The sequence below is a fragment of the Patescibacteria group bacterium genome (assembly GCA_028710985.1).
Taxonomy (GTDB): domain Bacteria; phylum Patescibacteriota; class Patescibacteriia; order JAHJFT01; family JAHJFT01; genus JAQTTB01.
In genome coordinates this window covers 633887-658738 of the sequence record JAQTTB010000001.1, presented here as the reverse complement: position 1 = coordinate 658738, position 24852 = coordinate 633887, and the positions used below count along the sequence as shown (strand labels likewise).

Annotated in this window: 24 protein-coding genes; all 24 read right to left on the bottom strand. The window is 48.8% G+C overall.

Features of this window, described 5'->3' with window-relative positions; translation table 11 throughout:
• Window positions 1-31 precede the first annotated feature (31 nt).
• Window positions 32-1462 (bottom strand): Asp-tRNA(Asn)/Glu-tRNA(Gln) amidotransferase subunit GatA, encoded by a 1431-nt coding sequence (gene gatA, locus PHW53_03220; GenBank protein MDD4995444.1) that lies wholly within the window; start codon window positions 1460-1462, stop codon window positions 32-34.
• A gap of 1 nt (window position 1463) precedes the next feature.
• Window positions 1464-1754, bottom strand: coding sequence for an Asp-tRNA(Asn)/Glu-tRNA(Gln) amidotransferase subunit GatC (gene gatC, locus PHW53_03215; GenBank protein MDD4995443.1), 291 nt, complete (start codon window positions 1752-1754; stop codon window positions 1464-1466).
• A gap of 2 nt (window positions 1755-1756) precedes the next feature.
• Window positions 1757-3994, bottom strand: coding sequence for a DEAD/DEAH box helicase family protein (locus tag PHW53_03210; protein ID MDD4995442.1), 2238 nt, complete (start codon window positions 3992-3994; stop codon window positions 1757-1759).
• Window positions 3995-3997: 3 nt separating this feature from the next.
• Window positions 3998-4870, bottom strand: coding sequence for a nucleotide-binding protein (locus PHW53_03205; protein ID MDD4995441.1), 873 nt, complete (start codon window positions 4868-4870; stop codon window positions 3998-4000).
• Window positions 4871-4874: 4 nt separating this feature from the next.
• Window positions 4875-6584, bottom strand: a complete 1710-nt coding sequence (locus PHW53_03200) for a DNA methyltransferase (GenBank protein ID MDD4995440.1) — start codon at window positions 6582-6584, stop codon at window positions 4875-4877.
• A 45-nt stretch (window positions 6585-6629) separates the two neighbouring features.
• Window positions 6630-8678, bottom strand: coding sequence for an NAD-dependent DNA ligase LigA (gene ligA, locus PHW53_03195; protein ID MDD4995439.1), 2049 nt, complete (start codon window positions 8676-8678; stop codon window positions 6630-6632).
• 3 nt (window positions 8679-8681) lie between these two features.
• Window positions 8682-9485: a hypothetical protein gene (locus tag PHW53_03190; protein ID MDD4995438.1), complete on the bottom strand. Its 804-nt coding sequence runs from the start codon at window positions 9483-9485 to the stop codon at window positions 8682-8684.
• Entirely contained in the window at window positions 9475-10074 is a 600-nt protein-coding gene (locus tag PHW53_03185) for a prepilin-type N-terminal cleavage/methylation domain-containing protein (protein MDD4995437.1), read from the bottom strand. Before PHW53_03185 ends, PHW53_03190 begins: the two co-directional genes overlap by 11 nt.
• The gene (locus PHW53_03180) at window positions 10071-10679 is read right to left on the bottom strand and encodes a prepilin-type N-terminal cleavage/methylation domain-containing protein (GenBank protein MDD4995436.1); all 609 of its coding nucleotides are present in this window, start codon (window positions 10677-10679) and stop codon (window positions 10071-10073) included. Before PHW53_03180 ends, PHW53_03185 begins: the two co-directional genes overlap by 4 nt.
• Entirely contained in the window at window positions 10669-11277 is a 609-nt protein-coding gene (locus tag PHW53_03175; protein MDD4995435.1) for a prepilin-type N-terminal cleavage/methylation domain-containing protein, read from the bottom strand. Before PHW53_03175 ends, PHW53_03180 begins: the two co-directional genes overlap by 11 nt.
• Window positions 11274-12038, bottom strand: coding sequence for a prepilin peptidase (locus PHW53_03170; protein MDD4995434.1), 765 nt, complete (start codon window positions 12036-12038; stop codon window positions 11274-11276). Before PHW53_03170 ends, PHW53_03175 begins: the two co-directional genes overlap by 4 nt.
• Before the next feature lie 144 nt (window positions 12039-12182).
• On the bottom strand, window positions 12183-12620 hold the full coding sequence (locus PHW53_03165; GenBank protein ID MDD4995433.1) for a prepilin-type N-terminal cleavage/methylation domain-containing protein: 438 nt from the start codon (window positions 12618-12620) through the stop codon (window positions 12183-12185).
• Window positions 12621-12719: 99 nt separating this feature from the next.
• Window positions 12720-13835 carry a type II secretion system F family protein gene (locus tag PHW53_03160; protein ID MDD4995432.1) on the bottom strand — a complete coding sequence of 372 codons (1116 nt, stop codon included), beginning with the start codon at window positions 13833-13835 and terminating at the stop codon, window positions 12720-12722.
• A gap of 2 nt (window positions 13836-13837) precedes the next feature.
• On the bottom strand, window positions 13838-15574 hold the full coding sequence (locus PHW53_03155; protein MDD4995431.1) for a GspE/PulE family protein: 1737 nt from the start codon (window positions 15572-15574) through the stop codon (window positions 13838-13840).
• Window positions 15575-15578: 4 nt separating this feature from the next.
• Window positions 15579-15875: a hypothetical protein gene (locus PHW53_03150; GenBank protein MDD4995430.1), complete on the bottom strand. Its 297-nt coding sequence runs from the start codon at window positions 15873-15875 to the stop codon at window positions 15579-15581.
• 1 nt (window position 15876) lies between these two features.
• Window positions 15877-16470: a hypothetical protein gene (locus tag PHW53_03145; protein ID MDD4995429.1), complete on the bottom strand. Its 594-nt coding sequence runs from the start codon at window positions 16468-16470 to the stop codon at window positions 15877-15879.
• Between the two features lie 2 nt (window positions 16471-16472).
• On the bottom strand, window positions 16473-17333 hold the full coding sequence (locus PHW53_03140) for a hypothetical protein (protein MDD4995428.1): 861 nt from the start codon (window positions 17331-17333) through the stop codon (window positions 16473-16475).
• Window positions 17334-17403: 70 nt separating this feature from the next.
• Window positions 17404-18483 (bottom strand): type IV pilus assembly protein PilM, encoded by a 1080-nt coding sequence (gene pilM / locus PHW53_03135; protein MDD4995427.1) that lies wholly within the window; start codon window positions 18481-18483, stop codon window positions 17404-17406.
• 130 nt (window positions 18484-18613) lie between these two features.
• On the bottom strand, window positions 18614-20521 hold the full coding sequence (locus PHW53_03130; protein ID MDD4995426.1) for a hypothetical protein: 1908 nt from the start codon (window positions 20519-20521) through the stop codon (window positions 18614-18616).
• 206 nt (window positions 20522-20727) lie between these two features.
• Window positions 20728-21096, bottom strand: coding sequence for a four helix bundle protein (locus PHW53_03125; GenBank protein ID MDD4995425.1), 369 nt, complete (start codon window positions 21094-21096; stop codon window positions 20728-20730).
• Between the two features lie 15 nt (window positions 21097-21111).
• The gene (locus PHW53_03120; GenBank protein ID MDD4995424.1) at window positions 21112-21528 is read right to left on the bottom strand and encodes a ribonuclease HI family protein; all 417 of its coding nucleotides are present in this window, start codon (window positions 21526-21528) and stop codon (window positions 21112-21114) included.
• Window positions 21525-23249 carry a single-stranded-DNA-specific exonuclease RecJ gene (gene recJ / locus PHW53_03115; GenBank protein ID MDD4995423.1) on the bottom strand — a complete coding sequence of 575 codons (1725 nt, stop codon included), beginning with the start codon at window positions 23247-23249 and terminating at the stop codon, window positions 21525-21527. Before recJ ends, PHW53_03120 begins: the two co-directional genes overlap by 4 nt.
• Before the next feature lie 706 nt (window positions 23250-23955).
• Window positions 23956-24231 (bottom strand): hypothetical protein, encoded by a 276-nt coding sequence (locus PHW53_03110; GenBank protein ID MDD4995422.1) that lies wholly within the window; start codon window positions 24229-24231, stop codon window positions 23956-23958.
• 132 nt (window positions 24232-24363) lie between these two features.
• Complete coding sequence (locus PHW53_03105) at window positions 24364-24735, bottom strand: hypothetical protein (GenBank protein ID MDD4995421.1); 372 nt, start codon at window positions 24733-24735, stop codon at window positions 24364-24366.
• Window positions 24736-24852: the final 117 nt, after the last annotated feature.

Below are 24852 nucleotides of genomic sequence, written 5' to 3'. Positions count from 1 at the left end.
ACCTACAAGCTAACTTCCTAATTCCTACAACCTACAAGCTACTTCCTACAAGCTCGTACGCATTCGCGACGCGCAGAATTGTTTTTTCATCAAAATGATTGCCCATAATTTGCAGGCCAACCGGCAGTTTATCCGCCAGGCCGCAGGGAATAGAAATTGCCGGAACGCCGGCGACATTGGCGGTGACGGTGTAAATGTCGGAAAGATACATAGTGAGCGGATCATTGAATTTTTCACCGAGCTTGAATGCCGCGGTCGGCGCGGTCGGGCCGACGATGCAGTCCACTTTCTTGAACGCTTCCTTAAAATCATTGCGGATGAGTGTGCGGACTTTCTGGGCGCGGGTATAATAAGCGTCATAATATCCGGCCGATAGTGCGTACGTTCCGAGCATGACGCGGCGGCGCACCTCGGGACCGAGATTTTTTCCGCGGGTAATTTTATAAACTTCGGCAAGATTCTTGCCAGCCTCTCTTTTGCCGTAGCGCATGCCGTCAAAGCGCGCGAGATTGGAACTCACTTCGCACGGCATGATTATATAATATACCGCGAGCCCATATTCAGTGTACGGCAGTTTAATGTCAATAATCTTGGCGCCGAGTTTCTCGAGCTTCGCAATGGCTTGGCGCACGGCTTTCTCGACTCCGGAGTCCAGCCCTTTGCCGAAAAATTCGGCCGGCACGCCGATTTTTATTCCCTTGATATTGTCCGGGAATTCGGCGGGTATGGGTTCGGCATTCACACTCGTGGAATCTTTGGCATCAATGCCGGCGATGGCGCGCGCCGCCCAGGACGCGTCCTGCGCGGTCTTGGCAAGCGGGCCGATCTGATCCAGGCTTGAGGCCATGGCAATCAGGCCGGAGCGCGAAACACGGCCATAGGTTGGCTTTAGACCAACCACGCCGCAAAAAGCCGCCGGCTCGCGGATTGAACCGCCGGTATCCGAGCCAAGCGCCGCGAGGCACATGTTGGCGCTGACCGCGGCGGCCGAGCCGCCGGACGATCCGCCGGGCACGCGTTTTAAATCATGGGGATTTTTGGTCGGTCCGTAGGCCGAATTTTCGGTTGACGAACCCATGGCAAACTCATCCATATTAGTCCGGCCGATGATAACGGCGCCGGCGTCGATGAGACGCTCCACCGCGGTGGCAGTATAAGTTGCCTGGTATTTTTCCAGGATTTTTGAACCGGCGGAAGAAACATGGCCGGTGTACATCATGTTGTCCTTGATGGCGATTGGAATGCCCTCGAGCGGCCCGACTTCTCCGGTCCGCGCAATTTTTTCGTCAATTTCACGGGCGCGCTCTTTTGCCTCTTTTTCATAAACCTCAAGAAACGCGGAAATTTTTCCGTCTTTTTTCTTGATCGCTTTGAGGCAGGAATCAGTCAGCTCGGCGGCGCTCAATTCTTTGGATTTGAGGCGCGCGTGGGCCTCCTGGATATTTAACTCGCAGGGCTCCATACTAAAAAACCGATTTTACTTTGAATAAATCGTCCGAGCGCTCGGGCGCGTTCTTGAGGATCCGCTCCCGCTCTTCCTTGGGACAAGCGATAACCCCGTCCTCCCGCCAGACATTTTCCGATTCGCTCGCGTGCGCGGTTGCTTCAACGCCCGCGACATCAACTTCCTGCAATTTGTTAACATAATCCAAAATCGACGAAAGCTGTTCGGAATAAAGTTTGCGCTCTTTGTCAGAAAGCTCAATGCGCGCGAGGTCTTCCAAGTGTTTAATTTCGGTTAGAGAGATGGTCATAATTATTTTAAATCTAAAAACTTCCAATCTTTTAAATCGTTTGGATTGTATTCGTATTTTAGTCCATCGTGATAACGCCAACTATTTTTTTCTTTCAATACGATTCCGCCATATAATTTCTTGCCCTTCTTGTTTTGTTCAACGATATATTTCGCCAATCCCTCGGCACGCGATTTCGCTGTTTCAGCAGTAATTCCACCCTTTGTATCGAACAAACCGACGCGACCATCTTTTTGCATTACCACAAAATCGACATAGAATGGTTTCTCAACTCCGTGCTCAACATGTGGCACAGCGAAATATGTCGTATCGCTTTTTCCATTCTTAAACCACCATCCGACTGCTTTTGATTTTTCCAAATAGTCAATGAAATCAACTTCGATTTCACTGTCTTCTTCAAATAAACTCGCTGTTCCGACGCCGGTTTTTTTCGCATAGTACGGCTGTATTACTGACTTTTTGTAATCTTTCTTCGCAAAAGAGAGGGTATAATTTATTACTTTCGGCACATTCCAGGACTCCTCATTTTTTATCAATTCATTTTTACCTTTTCCAACTTCCTCTTGATACATCTCTTTTGCAAGGTTAATAATATCGATCATAACCTGGCGATTTTCCTCCGCTAAAACGGCGGCTTGAATCTTTGGCCATTCATCCTCGTTTCGTGTTGCTTCAAACAATGCGTATATTGAGCTTTTAATACGGCCTATCGAGCGCTGTTCCGGTGCGAATGGCGCAAGATTATTATGTGCGAACATATCAAAGGCATTTTGTAATTCAACCTCATTTTTAGGAATATCAAGGGTTCCTTTTTTCTCGATGCTTTTCGCCTCCTTGTCGGCATCAGTAATACGACCGCTTGCAATCAAGCTCGTTTTTAAAATACTATGTTTGAATGAAAATTTTTCTTTGACATTCAGCTTCTTTCCCGCTTCGATGAAAAGCGGGGTAAAGTCGGAAGAAAGGCGCGTCTCCTCACGGAAACGTTTTGAGTGATAAGATAACAAGTTAAGATTTTTATAATTTTTAATTCTAAACCCCGTGAAAGTTGTAATATAATCACGAGACAAATCTTCTGCAACATTAATATCCTGCAAACTCGTAAATACATAACCAACATTCAAATCCTGATCGTTGTAATGTTTCTGTTCCGGCATGCGCATAATACGACCAAGCGTTTGGATAGAAAAGGTAATATTTTCTTCACGCCATTGCCTGAATAGAACCAAAATTGTGGCGCGCGGACAATCCCAACCGAGCGCGATTGCTTGTTTGAATATCATCACATCCACTTCGTTTTCATTTTTTTCTATATTCGTTAAGTTTATTTTGTTATCTTTGTCGGAAAGATAAATCGCGAGCCGTCCGTTTTCTGTCGTATATCCAAATTTCTTGAGTAGGGCGATAATTTCGTCTTTTTTGTCCGAAACTCCCTGCATGGCGTCCGGTAATTGAATGAGTAAAAGCGGATTCACGCCCGATCCCTCGGCTTCTAGTTTCTTGTGCAATTCAATGCGTTTCTTGAGCGCACTTTCTAGCACGAGCTCATCCGCCGTTTTATCGCTTTTCTTCTTATCAATAATATAATTTTCAAAACCCGGATTAATGATAATTTCTTTCTTGATCATCTCCTCGTCTTTCACGTCCTTGAGTTCCACTTCCACTATCCTGTTCGCATTATTGAGTTGTGGCGTAGCCGAAACTTCAATCGTAATTTTCGGTCCAATATCCTGGATGAGTTCTTTTGATTTCTCGCTATTCGCGGTGTGATGGCTCTCATCAATCACGAGAAAAATTATCCTACTCTCGTCCTTTGTGCGAGCAATAACGCTTGAAAGATTATTATCCCGTTCATTTGCACGTACGTATAAATTGTCTTTCTTGTTAATACTCGCCCAATTCAAGAACAAAATTTCATTTTCTCCAATTCTGCGATCATCCAAATCTTCAAAATATGAACATTTTATGCCTACGGCACTTTGGTCATAATATTTCTTCAGATTATTTCTGCTCTGGTCGTGTAGTTTATTGACCGCAATCCAGATAAACGAAAACCTTTTGCCGTCTATCCGCGAATCAATCAGTCGTTTCAAAAATTCCGCCATCATCAGCGTTTTACCCGAGCCAGTTGGGGCCTTGAAAATGCAAACCTTACTTTCGTCCGCATCCAAAAGCTCGTTGATTTCTCGCTTCAACTTTACGACTGTATTTTCTTGATAATCTTTAAATTCAAATATCATATTTTAAATTTGATTCATGTCTGCCGAGAAACCAGAGGATTTTAATTCTTTGCATAATTGATATTTCCAACTTTCCGATGAATCATATTTAATATAAAGTACTCCATTTATATCCGAGGGTAATTCGACTTCACTCTCATATAGGGCGCACACTCTATTTCTCCCTAATCTACCAACAAAATATCCAAGCTCAAAGATGACATTTTGCCGCGCACGTTTATTAAATTTTTCTTGTGCATGATCTTTGGCGCCACCTATATCATCTCCCGTAAGTAATACGACCGCGAATCCAACATTTGCATTTTTTTCGAATTTTTCAATAACAGTCATTCCCCCATTGGCTTGCTCGTGTAAAACAATCGGGTTAAGTGCTAATTTTTCAATTAGCCTGGCGACTGTTTGTTTTAGTCCATCGTTATGTCCATGCACGATAAAAACATTATTATTATTATTATTAAAAATAGGTGAACTAACGCTTGGTTCAAGATCTCTCATAAACTGATTTTCAGGTATTAGATCTAGCCGCTCGTCCAATGATTCTAGTTCATCAATAGCTCCTTTAATTAATTTTTTATAATCTTCAAACTCTTCACTAGCATCCCTCATGAAGGAATAGGTTACATGCGTGTGCCTCTCGTAATCATTCACGACATTTTTGCCAGTAAAAAGTATCCCAAGGAGTTCCTTGTTATAGTCATTCCATTTATTATAGTCTTTTATTAAGCCTTGCGGCTCCATTGCGGAGGAAAAATTTTTTTCCAAAAGTGTATTGCCTTTCCCAATTTGAGAAAAAATTTTTTCTCTTGCCACTTTGGATGCTACAAGAAGCGTAGTTGGCTCATCCGGTGCTAAATATTTTTGTTGTCTTTTGGCCATAATTTTATTTAAAAATTTCCCGATACACCTTAAGTATCACTTCGGGGATTGCACAGAGCGTTACCTTTTTTTTGACATCAGCGAACTTTCTTGCGTGTGGATCATCGCTCATTGAGAAAACGTAGGTATTAAAATGTCCATCGATTTTTTTAATAGCCTTTTTGTATTCGCCAATCGCTTCCTCGTAGAAGATGACGCCGACATATTTATCAGTATTCTTAAAAATCTTGAATTCGGGTGTTTCCTGGACAAGCTCAAAGGCATTTTCCAGAATACAGAGCATATCCGTTGATTCTTTGACGAGTTTTCTTTTATTCTTATCTGTCGGCTCCGCCTCCACAAAGTCAGTCATGTAGTATTTGAGATTTCCTCCCAACCCGCCTATTTTTTCTCCTTTTTGATTCTTATACCCATCTATAACTTTCCTTACACGCGGATAGCAGATATCTTTGCAGATGCTACTTTCATCATTCGTACAAATTATAAAATTTCTGTGTCCGCCATCTTCTTCATTTTGCTGTAAAACTGCGTGACCAGTAGTTCCGGAGCCAGCAAAAAAGTCCAGAACAGTACTTTTTTTAGTTGTAGAAAGTTGCAAAATACGCTTTATTAGACGCGTCGGTTTTGGATTATCGAAAGCAATGAAGCCCAAAATGTCTTTTATCTCCTGTGAGGCTTCTTGGTTATCCCCAACCTCGTCACGAAACCAAATAGTGGAGGGGACAATACCCTGTTGCACTTCAGACAAAAATCTTTTAATCGATGGGATAGCGTCACCGTTTTTCCCAAACCAAATACGATTATCTATTACCATTTCTACATACTTTTCTTTAGACACACGCCAACAGCGACCCCTGGGAGGAGAAACCTTTCTTTTCGAAGGGGTGATAATTTCGTAATCATATTTTGCTGAGTAGGTTTTTACCAATAAATCGCTAGACTTCCAAACTCCTCGTTTGTCGTTGTCTGGATTTGAATATCGCGCGTTCTGTTCTTCCGTTCGTTCGAGCAGATTAATTTTCCAACCATCAGACCCTGTTCCATAATTTTTCTTCTTGGCATAAACTAAGACGAAATCATGCATATCAGAAAAGTATTTTGCATCATTTTGCGGAGAATATTTCTTTTGCCAGATAATGGTAGTAATAAAGTTCTCTTGCCCAAAAATCTCATCGCAAAGCATCCGTAGTGGAGCCTGCTCATTGTCATCGATACTAATAAAAATTACCCCGGTTGATTTTAATAAATTTTTGGCTAATTTTAAACGCTTCTCCATAAAAGACAGCCACTTGCTATGTCGGAAGCTATCCTCTCTATCAACAAATTTGTCGTTATATATAAAATCGTTATTGCCTGTATTGTAGGGCGGATCAATGTATATTAAATCAACCGCTTCGCGATGTGTGAAATTTAGGACAGCGAGAGAATGATAATTGTCTCCCTCTATCAAAAGATTTACGAGTTTTGATTTATCCGATTCAATCGCTTTACTTTTAACCTCTTTCAAGACTGGAAACGGTTTACCTGCCATTTCATTCGGAAACATTTCATTTGGCGTGCGCGCATCAGGGTTGATGAGGATATCAATTTTTTCTTCCGGCAAATCGCGATGCCAAACAAGCCCGTAGGTCGTGCTTTTGATTTTGACTATTTCCTTGATCAATTCTTCTTTTGACCAAGCCTCATATTCTTTTCCATTTATCTTTTTCGCCATAGCGATTCTATTCCATTATGCCGCTTAATTACATTATTATAGCCTTTATTTCAAAAACTTCAACAGTTCGGACTCGGAGAGGATTTTGACGCCAAGCTTTTTTGCTTTGTCGTACTTTGAACCGGGTTCGGTGCCGGCGACTACAAAATCCGTGTTTTTGCTGACTGTGGAAGAAACATCACCGCCGAGCGCGCGGATGCGGTCCTTGGCCTCATCGCGGGACATTGAATCAAGCGAGCCGGTAAGAACGAATGACTTGCCCGAGAGCGGACGGTTTTTCCTGACCGCCTCGGTTCCGACTTTAACGCCGTTTTTTATCAGATCGGCAATGAGTTTTTTGCTGCGGTCATCGCGGAAAAAATCATATACACTTTGGGCAACCACTTCGCCGACATCCGGAACCGCAACGAGTTCCGGGAGATTTGATTTTTCCAAATTCTCAAGCCGGCCGAAGTGCTCGGCAAGTTTGACCGCGGTTTCTTCGCCGATGTGGCGGATGCCCAGTGAATAAATGAATCGCGCGAAAGAAACATTTTTTTTCTCCTTGATCGCGGCAACGAGGTTGGCGCTGGATTTTTCCGCGAATCTTTCAAGCGGTTCAACGTCGCCGGCGGTAAGTGTAAAAATATCAGCCGGTGTTGAGACCAGCCCCTGGTTCATGAGCTGTTCAACGATTTTTATGCCCAGGCCGTCAATATCAAAAGCGCGCTTGGACACAAAGTGTATAATTCGCTCCATGTCTTTGGCAAAGCATTTGGAATTTGAGCAATAAATCGCCACTTCCCCGCTCCGGCGGACAATCGGGCTGCCGCAGACCGGGCATTTTTCCGGCGCGCGGATTTCTTTTTCTTTGCCGCCGCGCAGATTGGCCAGGACTTTGACCACCTTGGGAATAATGTCGCCGGCTTTTTCCAAAATCACGGTGTCGCCGATTTTTACGCCGAGCCTCTTAATCTCATCTATGTTGTGCAGGGTCGCGTGGGTCACGGTCGTGCCGGCGACATGCACCGGATTCATGACCGCGACCGGCGTGATGGCGCCGGTGCGGCCGACCTGCCAGCGCACTTCGCGGACCACGGTAGTGACCTGCTCGGCCGGAAATTTGTAAGCAATGGCGGCGCGCGGCGCTTTGCCGATCACGCCGAGTTTTTTAAACGCCGGGACGAAATTTACGATTACCACGATGCCGTCAGTCCAATAATTGAGCCGCGGCCGGATTTTACGAATTTTTTCATGATACTCATGGACCTCTTTAATATTCCGGCAGTGGCGGCTCTCGGGATTAATCTTGATTCCCAAAAGCTTCATCAGATCGTGAACCTGCTCGTGAGATTCCAGGCCGAGATCGGTGATGACATCGTAGCCAAAAAAATCAAGATGCCGCGACGCGGTAATCTTGGAATCAAGCTGGCGGATGCTGCCGGCGGAAACATTGCGCGGATTTGCAAATTCGGGCAGGCCATTCTTTTTCTGTTCCTGGTTCAATTTTTCAAAAACCGTCTTGGTCATGAATGCCTCGCCGCGGATTTCAAAATCGCCGCGGAAACCGGATTCAACAAATTTTTTAAATTTGTCAGAGCCAAAATTCTTGATCTCGGCCGGGCTCGGCTCGCGCAGGCGGAGCGGAATAGCTTCAATGGTTTTTACATTTTGCGTGACATCTTCTCCGGTCCGGCCGTCGCCGCGCGTCGCGCCGGTCACAAGGGCGCCGTCGCGGTAAATGAGGCTCAAGGCCAGACCGTCCATTTTTATTTCGGTGTAAAAATCAAAATCCTCGCGCGCTAGAATCTTGCGGCAGCGCTCGAGCCACGCTTCGAGCTCGGAATATTCAAAAATATCTTCAATGGAAAGCATGGGCGAGCCGTGGCGGACTTGCGTGAATTCTTTGAGCGGCACGCCGCCGACGCGCTGGGTCGGCGAATCCGGGGTAATGAGATACGGAAATTCCTGCTCCAGCTTCCAGAGCTCGTGCTTCAAGGAATCGAGCGCGGCGTCGGAAATCTCAATCTTGTCCAGAACATGATAAAGATAGCGATGGCGATTGATTTCATCGCGTAATTTTTTTATCCTAATTTTTGCCTGATTTTTATCCATACATTATTCTTTGGAAATTTTTTCTTCGCTGAACAAAACAAAATCAAAGATGCCCGAGAGCTGGGCAAAACGCGGGATGCTCGCCGAAAGCGCCTGCCGCGCGCGGGCAAACCGGCCGGTTGAAGAAAGGGAGATATGCGACGGCATAGCAATTTGGCTTCCGGCCACGGCATTGTCCATGCTCCAGCCGGTGATATTGAGGCTGGAGAGCGCCCCGTTCACGGCGCGCAGGCGCACGCGATACGCCTGATTTGCCGAAAATTCATTGCGGATAACCGCCGGGCCAACGAGCGACAAGGGCGGCGTCACGACCTGATATTCCTGTTGCGGCCAGACGGCGGTATTAATTGCGGCGGACGGAAACCAGCTGATGTACGCCATTTCAAGCTGGCCGGCGCCGGTCCAGGTAAACCGCAATGACTCAATGCCCGGCGCTTCAGCAAGATTATCGGGATTAAAAAGATCCAGCTGGTAGGTTTGATTGTCCGCGAGACTTACCGTAACATCCGCCCGCGAACTCTGGGTCGTAATGCTCCAGGTCGCGCCGTTATCAAGCGTTCCGGCGACGGGCAGCGAACCCGCGGACATATCCAGGGCGCGCAATTTGAAGAGAGAACTTTCCAGCCCGGCCTCGGCGGCGTAGAACGCGGTGATTGAATCATCGGTTAGAATCGCCTGCTGGATTTGCGACATAATAATTTGTCCCATGCCGACTCCGGCAACAACAACCGACGCCATGAGCAAAAGCGCGAGGAGCAAAACCGTTCCCTGTTCATTTTTTTTAATTTTGATATTTTTATCTTTCATAAGCGCGCACGGCAATGCTGGTTTGATTGCTGACTTGGGCGTGTTTTTTGCCCATCTCGTCCGTGCTTTCAAGATTTAAAATTACGGTAACAAGCGGCTGCTCGGACGAAAGATAATCAGTGCCGTTGAAATAAAACGGATCCAGCGCCGGACTCACGATAAATTTCATATCAATCACGCGGATGCCCTTTGGCGTCATTGAAGCCCAGCTCACGCCGTTATCGCGGCTCACGACCACACAGGGCGTGCTCAGGGCGGACGGGCAGAACGTAGAATCTTTTTTGATTAATACTTTTTCCGCGGCCGCAGAAAGTAATTTTAGCTCGCCAACCGGACTCACAATCGCGTCAGCCGGATTTGCCGGATCGCCATAGGCTTTGTAATCAACCCTGCTCTGCCGCACTTCCTGGGCAATGGTCTCCAAAATGGAACGGTTTTCACTCAAAACTCGCTCGGACACCTGGGTTTCCCTTTGCACGCGGTTCACGGTCAAGAACAAATCCGTTGCCATTATTACAAAAGTAGAAAATACGGCCAGAACGACCAGCATCTCCATGAGCGTAAATCCTTTGTTATTTTTATTCTTCATCGCCATCTCCAATTATAAAGTTGGTCCTCTACATTGACGCCGTGGGTGCGTCCGCGCTCCGACCATTCAACGCGCGCCCGGATTTTGACGCCCACGGTTTCAAGCGGCGTGCAACGGCTTCCGTCCTCCACTGTGGATTCGGTTTGGGTAACCGAATTCCAGCAGATTGGATTCATGAAAATAATGCGGCGAAACAGCGTGGTCGCGGCGTCATGCGCCTCAAAATTATTCATCATGCCGGCAAGCGAACCGGTTTTATATTGATAAACGCCCGCGGCGGCATCGGAAATTGCGTCCGGCACGGAGCTGAGCGTCCATTTCATCTGCGCTTCATCAAATGACGGCGCGAATGAGTAATCCAAATCCGCGTTCGTGAACCAGCTCTCAAAAGCCGCGCGGTTTATCCACGCGCTGTCGCGCAGACCGCGGCAGATTTCGATGGCTTCGCGGCCAAGATTCGCCGCGACGGTGCGACGGGCGCTTTCCTGCTCAGCATTATAGCTTGAGATCATAAGCGAAAGACCGCCGACGATTGCGGTTAGAATAATCGCGATGGCGATAAGCATTTCAATGAGGCCCTGCCCCTTTTGATTATCATTCAACATCAATTCTTCCTGAAATATTATTTATTTTAATTATCCGGGTCGCGCCACTTGTCATGTGTTCCAGCACGATGGTTGCGTTGGTTGGATTCAATGCGACATCGCCGGCAAAAACAATGCGATCCACAGGCGGTCTAAAATACACGACCAGGGTATTGACGGGTCCGGTATCGGTCGTAATGCCGGAAATTTTAACGCGGCCGGTCGGAGAAACCGGTAATTCACTCACTTGTTCTTCCGATTCATCAAACGCAACCGCAAGCTCGCTGTTTGCAAACAGCTTCATCTTGTCGCTGCCGCTCGTAAAAACCAGTCCCCAACCGCCGACCGGAACATTTTCAACGCAGGTGCCGGCGCAGGAAGGATTGGCCTCGCAATTTCCGATAATTTGATCGCCGCTAAGGCAAACCCGGGTCGGCTGTCCGGCCTGGGTCATGCTCTGCGCCTTGCGCAGTTCGGCTACGGTGTTTGACGCCGCAAGATTAAGCTGGTTCTTGGTCTCCCCGCCGCGAAAATTTGCGACCAGGGAGGTGGTAATCAGCGCAAAGATGGAGATGGATACAAGCACCTCGATAAGAGAAAAGCCGTTTTTGTATATCATAATCCCAGATACCAATTGATTATCTGCTGGCCCCAAAGCATGGCCACGAACGTGCCGACTGCCAGAAACGGACCAAGCGGAATGGTGGATTTCATTTTTTTGGTTTTAGAAATCAGAAGAGGCACGGCCACGGCAGAACCTAAAATATACGCGAGAAACAAACCAACGAGAATTGACGGCCAGCCAAGCATCGCGCCCATGAGCGCGCCCATGCGAATATCGCCGGCGCCAATCCACTTGCCGCGAGAGATGGCAAACTGCAGGCCAAAGAATGACGCACCGAGCGCGGCGGCGATGATCAGGCTGAACCAGGATACGCCGAGCAGTAAATTAATTGAGAGCGCGGCAATAATTGAGGGCAGTGAAACCTGATCCAAAATAATCCCCCATCGCAAATCATAAATAAAAATTACGAGCAGAATACCGCTGAAAAACCAGTCACGGCAAAATTCAAATATTTCATATCCCGAAGCAAGCCCGTGCCAAAGAATGATGGCCGCGAGCAAAGCGGCAATGACCTCCACGGCCGGATACTGCCAGGAAATGGACTTTTTACAATGACGGCAGCGACCGCAAAGCGCGATGAACGACAAGAGTGGCACCAAATCACGCCAGGCGAGGCCGTGGCGGCACCGAGGGCAATGCGAACGTCCGCGCAGGACCGACTCGCCGGTTTTGAGCCGCCATGCCAAGGCATTAATAAAACTGCCGGCGACTAAGCCCAAAATAACGGCGATTGCGTAAATTATCCCGTTTTCCATAAACACCATTGAGAGATCCTTCACTTCGTTCAGGATGAGACCGTTAAATCAATTTAACGGTCTCATTTTACCATTTTTTTGCTTATCCGTAAATCAAAAATCCCCCAATCAAGGGGGATGTTTTGATAAGCATTTAACTGCGAATTACTGAATTCCGCCGGGGGTCGCCGTATGTGCGCCGGCCGGCAGGCCGCCGGTCGCGCCCTCAAGCGTGAATGTAAGAGCATACGATGCGCCTAGCGCGGCACCGGTGTAAATATAGGAATTCGTGCTCGGATCGGCCGGAACGCGCTCCATATATTTAGTGGCCGGGCTTGCGCAAGTGCCTACGAATCCGCCTGTACTGCAGAGTATCGTGGCTGGTGCCACTCCCAAAGTGGCGGTTTGCTCCGGATATTTATTTCCATCCGAAAAATACATATCAAGCGCGGTTTGCACCTGCTTGATATCCGATACGCGCTTGGCATCGCGCGATTTCTGACGAGCGCTCTGGAGCGCGACCACGGCCAAAGTCGAGAGAAGGCCGATGATGGCGATTACCACCAGAAGCTCAATCAGGGTAAAACCTTTTTTGTTCTTCATAAGTTCAATAAGGTAATTAGTTAATTAATTAATTTTTTAGACCCTTCACTACGTTCAGGGCGAGCTGTTGAATGGATCAACAGCTCGATTATATCATTTTTAATATTCAGAAGCCAGATTGTACATGGGCATAAGAACAGCGGAAACCATGATGCCCACAGCGACGCCCATGACAATCATGATTGCCGGCTCAATTACGGTCACAAGGCTTTCCACCAGGGTACGGACTTCGCGCGAAAAGAAATCCGTAAGTTTCTCAAGCACGAAAGCCATCTGCCCGGTTTCCTCGCCGATCGCGATCATCTGCACCACCATGGGCGGAATAAGCTTGGACTCGCGAAAAACCGTGGTAATGGAGTTGCCGTCTTCAACTTCGCTGATAGTTTCCACGATCATTTTTTTGTAAACCGCGTTGCCCACGACATTGGAGACAACCGTGAGCCCGCTCACAATATCAACCCCGCCGGTAATCAGAGTGGAAAGCGTGCGCGTCAGCCGGACGATATAAATCTTGCGGAATATTTTACCAAAGAGCGGCAGATGAATCTTGAGACTGTCCCAAATCAGGCGACCGGCCGGAATCTGCAAAACGACGCGGAGACCGACAACCGCGAGCACGAACGCGATTAAAATGAGCCACCAGTATCCGGTCATGAATCCGCTCGTAAAGATGAGAGCGCGCGTGGTCCATGGCAGGGTCGCCCCCGATTCCTGAAGAATATCCGTCAGCTTGGGAATCACGAACACCATCATCAGGACGCCAACCGCCAAAAGGCCGCAGATGATAAACGCCGGATAAATCATGGAACCGCGGATCTTGCTCATGAGCTCGTAATCCTTTTCCTGCTCATCCGCTAAGTAATTCAGGGTCTGGTCGATACGGCCGGTGGTTTCACCGGAGCGCACCATACTGATGTAGAACTCGGAAAAAGCATCCGAGTGGAGCGCCATGGCATCCGAAAGTTTGGCGCCGCCTTCAATTTCGTCGGCAAGATTTTCTACGATATCTTTGAGAGCCGGATTTTCGGTCTGTTGGACCATGGAGCGCAGGGCGCGAAGCAACGGCACGTTCGCGGAAATCATTACCGAGAGCTGGCGCGAAAAAACCACCCGATCGCGAGTACTGACGCGAGAAAGCAAACGCAAACCTTTTCTGGCAAGCTTTCCCAGATCCTGTTCCGCAAAACTCTTTTCAATATTTTCCGGCTGGGACATATTTACTCCTGGCTGATGCGCATAACCTCTTCGACGGTAGTAAGCCCGAGCAATACCTTGAGAAAACCGTCCTGGCGCAAACGAATCATTTTTTGATTTTTAATTTCTGCTTCGGCCTTTTCGCTCGGAAAACCCTCCTCAATAATTTGCTCCATTTCTTTGGTTACTCTCATAATTTCGGCAACCGAGATGCGGCCGGAATATCCGGTTCCGTTGCAGCGCGGGCAGCCCTTGCCGCGATAAGCAGAAACGCTGCCATTCAGCTTGACGCCCTTGGGCAAGACTTCATTGGGAATGCCGGCGAGCTCCTCGCGCATTTCGTCTTCAACATCCTTGGGCAGAGCAACGACCTCCTTGCAGTTATCGCAGATGCGGCGCGCGAGGCGCTGGGCAATGACCACGTTCAGAGTTGACGCGAGCAAGAAAGGCTCTACGCCCATATCAATGAGGCGCGGCACGGCGCCGAGCGCGTCATTCGTATGAATAGTTGAAAAAAGCAAGTGGCCGGTGAGCGCGGCATGCACGCCGAGCTCGGCGGTCTCGCGGTCGCGGATTTCGCCGACCATAATGATATTCGGGTCCTGGCGCAGAATCGCGCGAAGGCCGCTCGCGAACGTATAACCAATTTCCGGACGAATCTGCGACTGGTTGACGCTTTCCATGAAATATTCAACCGGATCCTCGAGCGTCACGACGTTGGTATTCTCCCCTTTCACCATATTGAGAACGGCATAAAGCGTGGTTGATTTGCCCGAACCGGTCGGACCGGTGATGAGAAACATGCCATGCGGCGATTTGATTTCTTTTTCAATGAGTTCAACATTTCTCGGACTAAAACCCAAACCCGCCAAGGTCGGCGCGCCGGCTGAAGTGTCCAAAATTCTCATGGCGACTTTTTCATTATCCGAACACGGGAATGTTGAAATGCGAAAATCAATTTTTTTACCGCCGATTATATCGGTGATGCGGCCGTCCTGCGGAATGCGAGTTTCATCAATCTTAAGGTTGGCCATAACCTTGATGCGCGACATAATTGCCGAATGGATATACTTCGGCAGGCGCAAAGCGGTACGCAATACGCCGTCAATTCTGTAGCGCACGCGGCTCGGCCCGTCGGTCGGTTCAATGTGAATATCCGATGCGCCGGATTCAACCGCGTGGCGCATGATCGTAGAAACAATGCGCGCAACCGGCGCGCCGGTAAGCACCTTCTCAATGTCTTCCTCGGGCAATTTTTCTTCTTTGGGTGCAAATTTCTCCTTGGCTGATTCGAGCTCCATTTCCACTTCCTTGCCTAGTATCTGGAATTGGCGCATTGCCTTGCGGAATGCAGTCGGGGATACAATAAAAAATTTTACTTTTAAACCATTCTCTTCGGCATAAAACTCAACCGCTTCCATGGACTGATAATCGCGCGGGTCAACCAAGCCGATGCTAATTCCCCCGGCATCGCGGGCAAAAGCAATCATGTTGTACTGCTCTGATTTCTCCCTCGGCAGAAGATTTATAACCTCATTTGAAATCACCGTCCCGGCCAAGTCCTTGAATGGGATATTATAGGCAACGGCCCGCGCCCGAGTCAGGTCATCCTCTTTAATTAATCCACCTTTAACCAAAACCTCCTCCGGACTGCGTCCGGCCTCAAGCTCGGCGAGCGCCGCTTTCTGCTGCTTAGCATCAAGTTTGCCCTTGGCGATAAGTTCATCGATTATCTTTGTGTTTATTTTTCCAAATGGCATATTTTTATTGCACGATTGCCGCGGTTTCACTTGCCGCGATTAAAATAATTTCCTGAAACGGGAAAACATTGCCCGCCGTCCCGACGGCCAGGGGCAATGATTTGAATATTTTTAACGATGAAAAATCCTTTTCCGAAAGAGGCGCCATATTCAAGGCCGGAATTTTAATGCCAATCTGCGAAGCCCCGATTTCGACTGAAGGCGATTCAACTGCCGGCGCGGCGAAAAATCCAAAATAAATAATCCCTCCGAGAATCACGAGAGCAACGATGCCGCCGATTTTGTATAAAGTCTTTTTCATCTCACTTTTTGAGAAAATACGCAACGATGTTAAAAACATACGATCCCTTGCCCGACTGAAAGGTCAGGGTGTCGACATCCATGAGCCGAAGATCGCTTTCGATTTTATCAATAAATTTTTTGAGTTCGGCATATCCCCCGCCCTCAACACTCATGGAAATCAGGATGGGATACACTTCGGATGCCGGCTCAATCGGCTGCTCCAGATGCGAAAAGGAAATCTGGGTTACGGCGAATCCGCTCGTTCTTGCCATGACATCCAAGAGCGCAACCAGACCGGGCGCGTCTTCGCCAGTTGGCAGAAAATAATCAAGTTTAGCCCGGGATTCGGACGGAGCCGCCTGCCAGTCGCTCACCGCTTTTTGAAACTTCTGCAGCGTAGCATTGTAGGCGTTGAGTTCAGCCTGTTTGGCTCCGACATCCATGGCGCTCATCTCCGCATATTTCGGGCCGATTAGTAAAAACCAGCCGACGACTGCAATGACGAGCACTGAGAAAATAAATAATGATTTATAATACCGCACCCACAGCGCGGACGGCGCCCTGGGCCTGGGTTTAACTTCTTTGGTTTTTGAAATTGGCGTTGGCTCGGCCATAATCAATTGGCGTTTAAAAATCCGTCAACGAACACAATCTGCATTTCAAAGCTGACACCGGTTTCCCGACCTAACAAATCCGTCCTGTTTTCAAAATTATTGACCCGAATTTCCTTAACTTCGGGCATTGCCTCTAAATGCGCAATTTGTTTTGCTGCGGTTTCCAAATTATCCGCCGCTGCCGAAAGCGATAGCTCACCCTTTCCGGTAGAAATATAACTCTCATACCAGACCGCGGAAAGAGTATTCTTCTCCAAGAATTCAAATATCTTTGAAGGCACGGCGTGCCGGCCGAGCAAATAATTTACGGCATTAAGCTTTTTCTCGGCCATAAAAATTTCCGCATTCTCGTCGCGCATTGTTCCAATCTGCGCCTTGGTATTGGCAATATCGGCATCAATTTTTTCAATCTGCTGGCGCTTTGCCTCAACAAAACCGTCGGCCACGAGCATGAATACGATCAAGCACGCGACTTCAATACCCAAGACAGCACCGAGCGCAATTTTACGGAATTTGATATTCTGTTTCTTTTCCTTCACTTCCTCGGGAATCAAACTAACCTGAAGCGAACGGCGCTGTGGAATCGGTGGCGGCGGCGGTTTAGACGGCTCACCGGGACGCGACAGTCGTTGTTTATAGGGCGCAACCGGGGCTTCTCTCTTTGCTTCGGACGTAAATTGGGAAACCGGTGGCCGGGGCGCGGGCAACGGACCAAGATCTTCGGATTGAGACATTTGTGGTTCAGTGCCGGGAATATGAAAACTCGGAGCCTTTTCCGGCTCTTTGCTTGGCTTTTCTCCAAGTTCCTCCTGCTCCAGTTTTTTCATGTCCTCAGGCAGCAGGCTAATTCCTCCGTTAGTCATAATTTCGAATTTTGAATTCTGAATCAATTTTGAATTTTGAAATTCGAAATCCAGAATTCGAAATTCGAAATTAGATTCCGATGTCTCTCATGGCGAGTCCGACCGGCACGGAAAAGCGCGGACCGATATCATCAAGAACCGGCTTCAGCTCGGTGGGATAAATAACGCGCGCCCACGGATCGCCGAGATAGGTGTTGATATTCAAAAGTTTGGTAAAATAATCCGAAAGATTGGGCAAGAGCGATGAACCGCCGGTGAGAATTATTTTTTGCACCGTGGTCCCCTCGCTTTCTTTTTGCGCGGCATACATATTGAGCGAATATTTGATTTCATTCACGATCGGCTGGAGCAGATTGTCCAAAAGCTTGGGCAGACTGCCGCCCGGCGCGACGCGCGAGAGCGAAGCGATGTCGTGCTTCATCTGGTCGGATTCCTTGAGGCCCAGGCCCAGACTCTGACTGATGGTTTTAGTGATCGTCAGCCCGCCCATGTTTATGCTGCGGTTCAGAAAGGGTATACCCTTTTCAATCACGCTTAAGTTTGTACGCACCGAACCGAAATCAATAATCATGATTGACGACGGGTCCTTGCCCACGAGCGAACGAATCAGGGCAAACGCCTCGGTCTCGAGACTCAAGAGTTCCAAACCCGCGATTTTAAATATTTCAATGTATTTTTTTACAATGCCCTTGGGCGCGCCGGTGATCAAAACGCGGATATTGCGCGACTCGGCCGGGAACTCTTTGTTGCCCTCGGGCAGCTTGTTTAAAATCTTGGAATCAATAATCATTTCTTCAATTGGCATGGGGATCAGCTTTTTTGCCTTAGCCTGAATCGCCTCTTTGAGCTCGTCGCGATTTTTTGCCTGGACCGTAATAATTGAGCTAAAAACTGAAGCAACCGGCAAACCGGCCACGGCCTTTGTGGACGAGGTCTGGGCTTTTTGGCAAATTTTTTTCAGAGTTTCGGCGGCGTCTTTGGCCGTATCGATAATATTGGTCGACATAACCTCAAACGGGCGGTCGCTGTAACCATAAGTCACTAGCCGGGCGCGTCCCCGCTCGTTCATAAGTTCCACAACTTTAATTCCGCCGGCACCGAGGTCGACGCCGAGGTAACTCTTTTTTGTCGGTTTACCAAATAAAGGCATTTATAGATAAATTATACCAAATTTTCTAATATGTGTCTAAATATGTTCGAATTTTGAATTCTGAATTTCGAATCAATTAATAATTCTTAATTTCATAATTGAATCAAAATTCGAAATTCAGAATTCGGGATTACCTCGTTGGTACGACTTCTTGAATTGAGGGCAATGATCTCGTCAGATCCTCCATGCCCGGCGGCGGATTGGTGAGCGCACGGCCGTCAAAGATGATGCGCTCCGCGCCCTGGGCGCCGCTGGAGAAGACGCGATTGAAATCAAATTTCTTGGAAATCATCAAACCGTTGACTAAAAGCGGCACATTGCCCGCATCAGTCTGCACCATTTCTTCGGCATAAAACGCGCCAACGAGATTGTTCACGTCATTGCCGATGTAGATATTACCGCCCAAACCGGAAACGGGATCCCTTAATGCGATCCAGCCGATTGAAGCAAGCTGTTTGAGCTTGGAGATATTACTTGTGCCATAGATCACATCATAGTCAAACCGAATGTCGCCTCGGACAATAATAAGTCCGGCACCGCTGCCATTACCGATTGCATCGGCAATTTGAATCGCGGATTGGATATTGAGGTCGCCGTCGGCCCAATAGTATATTTTCCCGTTCAGAACCGGGGGGATGATGTTGCTCGTCATGGGCACAACATCGCCGTAGAGACCGCTTATAATTCCCGCGATATCGAGGTTGCCGAGAATGTTGGTGTATTTATTGAGCTGGCTCGGGAAGCCAAAAACATCCTCCGGAGAAATATAACAACTCTGTTCACTTGTAAAATTCGCAATCCCGCCGGTCGCAGCGATAACGCAGAAAGTGGCATTAGACATGCCCTCGGGCGCGGCTGGGCCCTCAACGCCAAGCTGGCCGTAGACCTGGCCGTATTTAGTTTCGAGCCAGGGACGGGCCTTGCAGTAATATTTTTGATGAGTTTCCGGATCTTCGTAGCAAACCGCACCGATTTCGTCGCATGGCGAATCATTAAATTCGCAGAATCCGGAGCAGGTACCAGCACAGATCGGGTCGTCGCAATCCGTAAGCCCGTTCCAGTTATTATCAAATCCGTCGGCGCAATTTTCCGGTTCCTCTGTGCAGAACGGAGCGCAGTCGGCATCAAAACAATCGCGGCCGGTGAGCGGACTTTGGTCGTAAGCGCCGTTCACTACGCCGTCATAATCATTGTCCGAACCGTCGTGGCAGGTGACGCTGCCGCCGGGCTGAACCCAGGAAGAACCGTCCCAGAGCCAGGCCAGGGCTTCGTTGGTGGGGCAATAGGGATCATGGTGCCAGCAACTATTGGCGAGATTTGGCTGATTGTCCAGGCAGTCAACCAGAACATCGCCGTCGTTATCAATTCCGTCAGTGCAGAGCGGCTCGTTCATTTCCAGGGCGCACGGGCAATCCGGATCGGCGCAGTCAATTAGGCCGTCGGCGTCGTTGTCCAGGAGATCCTGGCACATAAATTCTTTGGTGCCGATGACGCGGGAAAAATCAAACCAACCCAGGCCGGTTTGATTCGCGCCGGCGCCGTTCCCGTTCCAGGCCCATCCTCCGACATCGGTATTATCAAATGTGCTGATCGTGGTTTTGTAATTTGAGGCGCCGCAAACCGCCGGGTTGGCGCAGTTTAATGAAATCCAGCCTTCGGAGGGCATATTCAGCCATTCCATTTTTGCCCAGCCGCCGATCTCGCCGGTGGAACTCGCGTATCCGGCATAACTCCCGCCGCCCTGGGGCGTCACGCCCGCGCAGGTTGAACCAAAACAAATCCAGCCGGCGTTCTCGGACCAGGCGTAGCCCGTGATATTGCCGTTCGAGAGATCCATGTCCACGCCGTAATCAACCGCGGCGCAGGTTCCGGTATCCGCGCAGTTCATGGAAATCCAGCCGATATGGTCGTTCCAGATCCAGCCGCGGAAAAAATCATCAGCCGCGGCTCGTGAGGCTTGCGGACCGATAAATATCAAAAACGCAAATACCAAAAAAACAAATCCGAACTCAATAATTGTTCGCCTTTTCTCTGTCATAGTTTATGGTTGTATTTTATCATAAAATAACCTAATTTTATATCGAGATATGCACAAAAATAAACAGGCCGCAGGGCCTGATGGCTGATTGATTAATTATTCTAGTTTTAGCCAAAAACTGACTTAAAAATCCAAATTTCAAAATCCAAAGTTCAAACCTCATGCCCGAGGCAGATCCGCCCCTGGCGGAAAATCCAAAGCCCAAATTACTTCTTGATAATAATCGCGGAAAAGATTAACGCGAGTTCATGCGCTTCTTTCCATAAAGCAATACATTTTTCTTTTGATACCATATTTGTCCTGGCGATCATGCGCAACCAGTGCATGGTTTCTTTTGCCTCTTTTTTGCATATGCCGATTTTATGAAAAAAGTCTTTTCTGGATTCTGCGCCGTCAGCCTCCATGTAGTTTGCGCCGATGCTGGTTCCAGAACGAACGGCCTGGCTCTTGAGCGGCCGGGTAATTGAATTGTCCGAGATGGTCCCAACGAAATCTATAATATTCCCTCCGAACCTCGCGGTGCGTTCAGACAAATCATACTTTTTGGCGTTTGGATTTTGACCTTGGTTTGACATTTGGATTTTGGATTTCTAACGGTTGTTTTTATCAATAGCCAAATTCACCAACGCGTCGGCTTCGGCATTGCCCGAGCGCAATGAGTGGTGAAATGTGACTTTTTTGAATTTCTGTATCAAGTTCCAGACTTTCATAAAGAGCTGGGCCAGATCCGGATTCTTGATTTTGTACTCGCCGCGGCACTGCTTGACCAAAAGTTCGGAATCGGAAATTACTTCCACTTGGTCGGCGCCGAGCTCGGCGGCTTTTTCAAGTCCGGCGATCAGAGCGCGGTATTCGGCCTGATTATTGGTGGCATTGCCGATGAATTCCGAAATCCGCGCAAGCGCGCCGGCTTGCTGATCTTGGGCGTCATAGATTACGGCGCCAATACCGGCCGGGCCGGGGTTCCCACGGGCACCGCCGTCGGTGTAGATACGGAGTTTTTTCATAATTTAAAATCAATAATTTTAAATTGCAGCTCCTGATTCCCATTCCACTGGTTGATATCAAGTTCGTAAGCGAGTTCAAGCTTGGCGCCGACTTTGAGTTCGGAGATGCGGCCGGCGATGCCGAAACCGACTAATTTTTTTGTGGCGCCGGCCGGAGTCTTTACCGCGATTTTCAGATGCTTTTGGTCCATGCCCATGGTTTCAAAACTCACGACCGTGAGATCGCGCGCCAAAAATATGGGCTTGGGATTATTCATGCCGTGCGGCGCGAATTCAGCGAGCGCGTGCACCAGATCAAAATTTGTTTCATCGAGCCCCAATTCGGCCTCAATATTTATGGCCGGCGCGAGCGCGACGCAGGCTAATCGCTCTTCGGCGTATTTGGTGAGTTTTTCAATAAACGGCGCGATATCGGCCTCGGACTTCATGTCAAAGCCGCAGGCCCCGGGATGGCCGCCAAAGCGCGCCAGATGCTCTTCGGCCGAGTGCAGGGCGGCAGTAATGTCAAACTCGGGAATGCTCCGGCCCGAACCAAGCCACCTCTCCCCTTCGCGGCCGATGAGAATCACCGGGCGATAGTAATCATCGCAGACTTTGCCGGCCACCAGCCCGACGATTGACGGCGGCCAGGATTCATTCCGGCTGAAAAGAATTTTCCGGTTGCCCGGATCGCCGATTTGCGCGATTGCCTGATCGTATGTTTCTTTGGTGATGTCCCGGCGCTGCTGATTCAATGAGCAAAGCTCTGTCGCGAGTTCGGCGGCTTGTTTTTCGTCTTCGGCATTGAGGAGCGCGAATGCCTGATTGGCGTGGTCCATGCGGCTTGCGGCGTTAAGGCGCGGCCCGATCTGAAATCCGATGGAACGCGTGTCCAGCTTCTCGGACGCGATGCCGGCGGCTTCAAACAGTTTGCGCAGGCCCGGCCGCCGCGTTTTTGCGAGCACCACGAGCCCGAACTTTTCCAGGGTGCGGTTCTCTCCGATGAGGGGCATCATGTCCGTCACCGTGGCGATGGCCACGAGATCCAGGTACCATTTTTCAAAACCCGGAGAAAAATCAATCCCCCGCTCCCGCCCTGCGGTAATCAGGGCGCAGGCAAATTTGAACGCCACGCCGGCCGCGGCAAAGGGCTTGAACGGATAAATCTCACCGGGCGTTGAAGTATGAATAATAATCGCGTCCGGCAGGCGGTCGGGCACCTGGTGGTGGTCGATTACGATGACATCGATTCCTTTTTTCCGGAGCCAGGCGATTTCATTGGCATTGCCGATGCCGCAATCCGTGGCAACCAGAAGTTTGCACCCCTCTTTGGCGATTCTTTCAACCCCGGCCTGATTGAGGCCGTAGCCTTCCAGGTCGCGGTGCGGAATGTAAAAGTCAACCAGCTCGCCGTCATAGCCCAACTTTGCTCCGACCTCGCGGATAACCGAGCGCGCAATTGTGCCGCTCGTGACGCCGTCGGCGTCGTAATCGCTCCAGACCGTAATTTTTTCCCGCGCCTCAATCGCCTGAAAAACGCGCTCAACCGCGTCGCGCATGCGCGTAAATAAAAAAGGATCTTTAATATCCCGCGTAAAATCCGGCGCCAAAAATTCGTCAATCTGCTCCTGGCTCTCAAGGCCACGGTTCGCCAGAAGCTGAACCACGACCGGTGAGATTTCCGGAAACCGGGCGCAATAATCCGGGCTCACGGCCTCGGCGATTTTCCAAGCCTTGCGCATATTTAGACCGTTGGATAACTAAAAATATTCATCTCTTTTATAATCGATGTTTCTTGCCGCGAGTATAATAGATCCCTCGTCCCGATTGCGATCGGAACTCGGGATGAGGGCGTTTCATAAATATTCAACGCTCTCATATTAGTAAAACAGTGGGGCCATTGTCCAAAGGATGGTACTCAAAATTATAAACAAAAAAAATACCAGAATCACTAGTCTTTTTATTAATTTTATATGCCTTGGTCTCATAAGCAGTTATATTTTACTATACGACGGGATATAGGGCAATGAGTTCGCCGTAACAACGCCATAAAAAATTATAGATAAAAAAAGTCCCGACTTGAAGGCAAGGCAGGACATGACGAAACGGTTCCATCGCAAGGGCGACGGATAACATCAAGAAAGGAACAAAATAAGGTGCAGAGATTATTGGTGGCCATTTCCTCCACTCCCACGCATACCGGAAACCGCATACAGGAAACGCAGCGCCCGATACTGATGGGTTCTCCGGAAGGAAAGGTTCGCTGGCCAGAGCTCCTCTCTGCGTGCCCTCTTTTGGCAGCTCTGGAAAGTCTCGGCATCCAGAGGTGTGCGGGTCCCTCTCGAGGCTCTCCTTGAATATTTAAAAGCTACATCATTTTGCGGAAATTGTCAAAGACAGGCGCTGGCTCACTTCTCCATAGCCCTCTTCAAGTTCAGGAATTTCTTCCTAGAGACAGCCTCCGTCGCCGTCTCCCGCGAACTCGTCGAAGTCATAGGGTCCGTCAGGGTCGCAGAACCCGTCGGAGTCGTCAGGCTCGTCGAAGTCGCTATCGCCCCAACGCGCGTATAGGACTTCCTCCGAGGAAGCACTTCTAATCTCGTGCCGAAGGTATGCGATATCCATGTCCAGCTTATCCTTCTCCTCTTTCGTAAGCGCAGTTTCTCGCTCTTTACGCATTCTCTCCAAGGCAAGATAAGCTTCGTCCAGGCTGGAATAATTCATCGTATCTCCTCCTCTATTTATGAGCTTAGCACAAAATTATGCAGAAAAAAAGACGCCGTCGCAGAGGTGCGATGGCGCTTGAGCAGGCATCGATGATGTATTCAATATGATCGGAGAGTAGCTTTTGCTTCGCTAGGGCTCGATTCGCGGAGACTTGGCCATTCCGAGACGAACCAGCAGGCGCTTGTACCAGGGCGGCTTCATGAGGGCCTCTCTCGGCCCTTCTTCGTACTCACACATGGCGATACGACGGTCTTCCATCGCCATCCCCTGATCAAACTCCCTTGCCCACATGGCATGAAGTGAGGCGCGTTCTCGCAGCAGAACCTCGTCCATCACCGCCCGATCGGTAGAAGGGTCCACTCTTAGAAAATCCGGAGGCGGTGGGAACCGCAGGAAGGTGGACGTCCTCTCTAGCTCGGGGAGCTTTGACTTGATGTCGTATCCTCGTATCACCCCGATCGCCTTCAGGTGAGCTATCGCCTCTTTGTGCTTGCGGCTCATCTTATCCTCCTTTAAAACTGACTATAATATCATAAATGTGATATTTTGTCAACCGCTCGCCTTTTCATAAAAAAAAGACCCACTTGCTCTTGGCAAATGGGTCGAGTTAGGATGTCT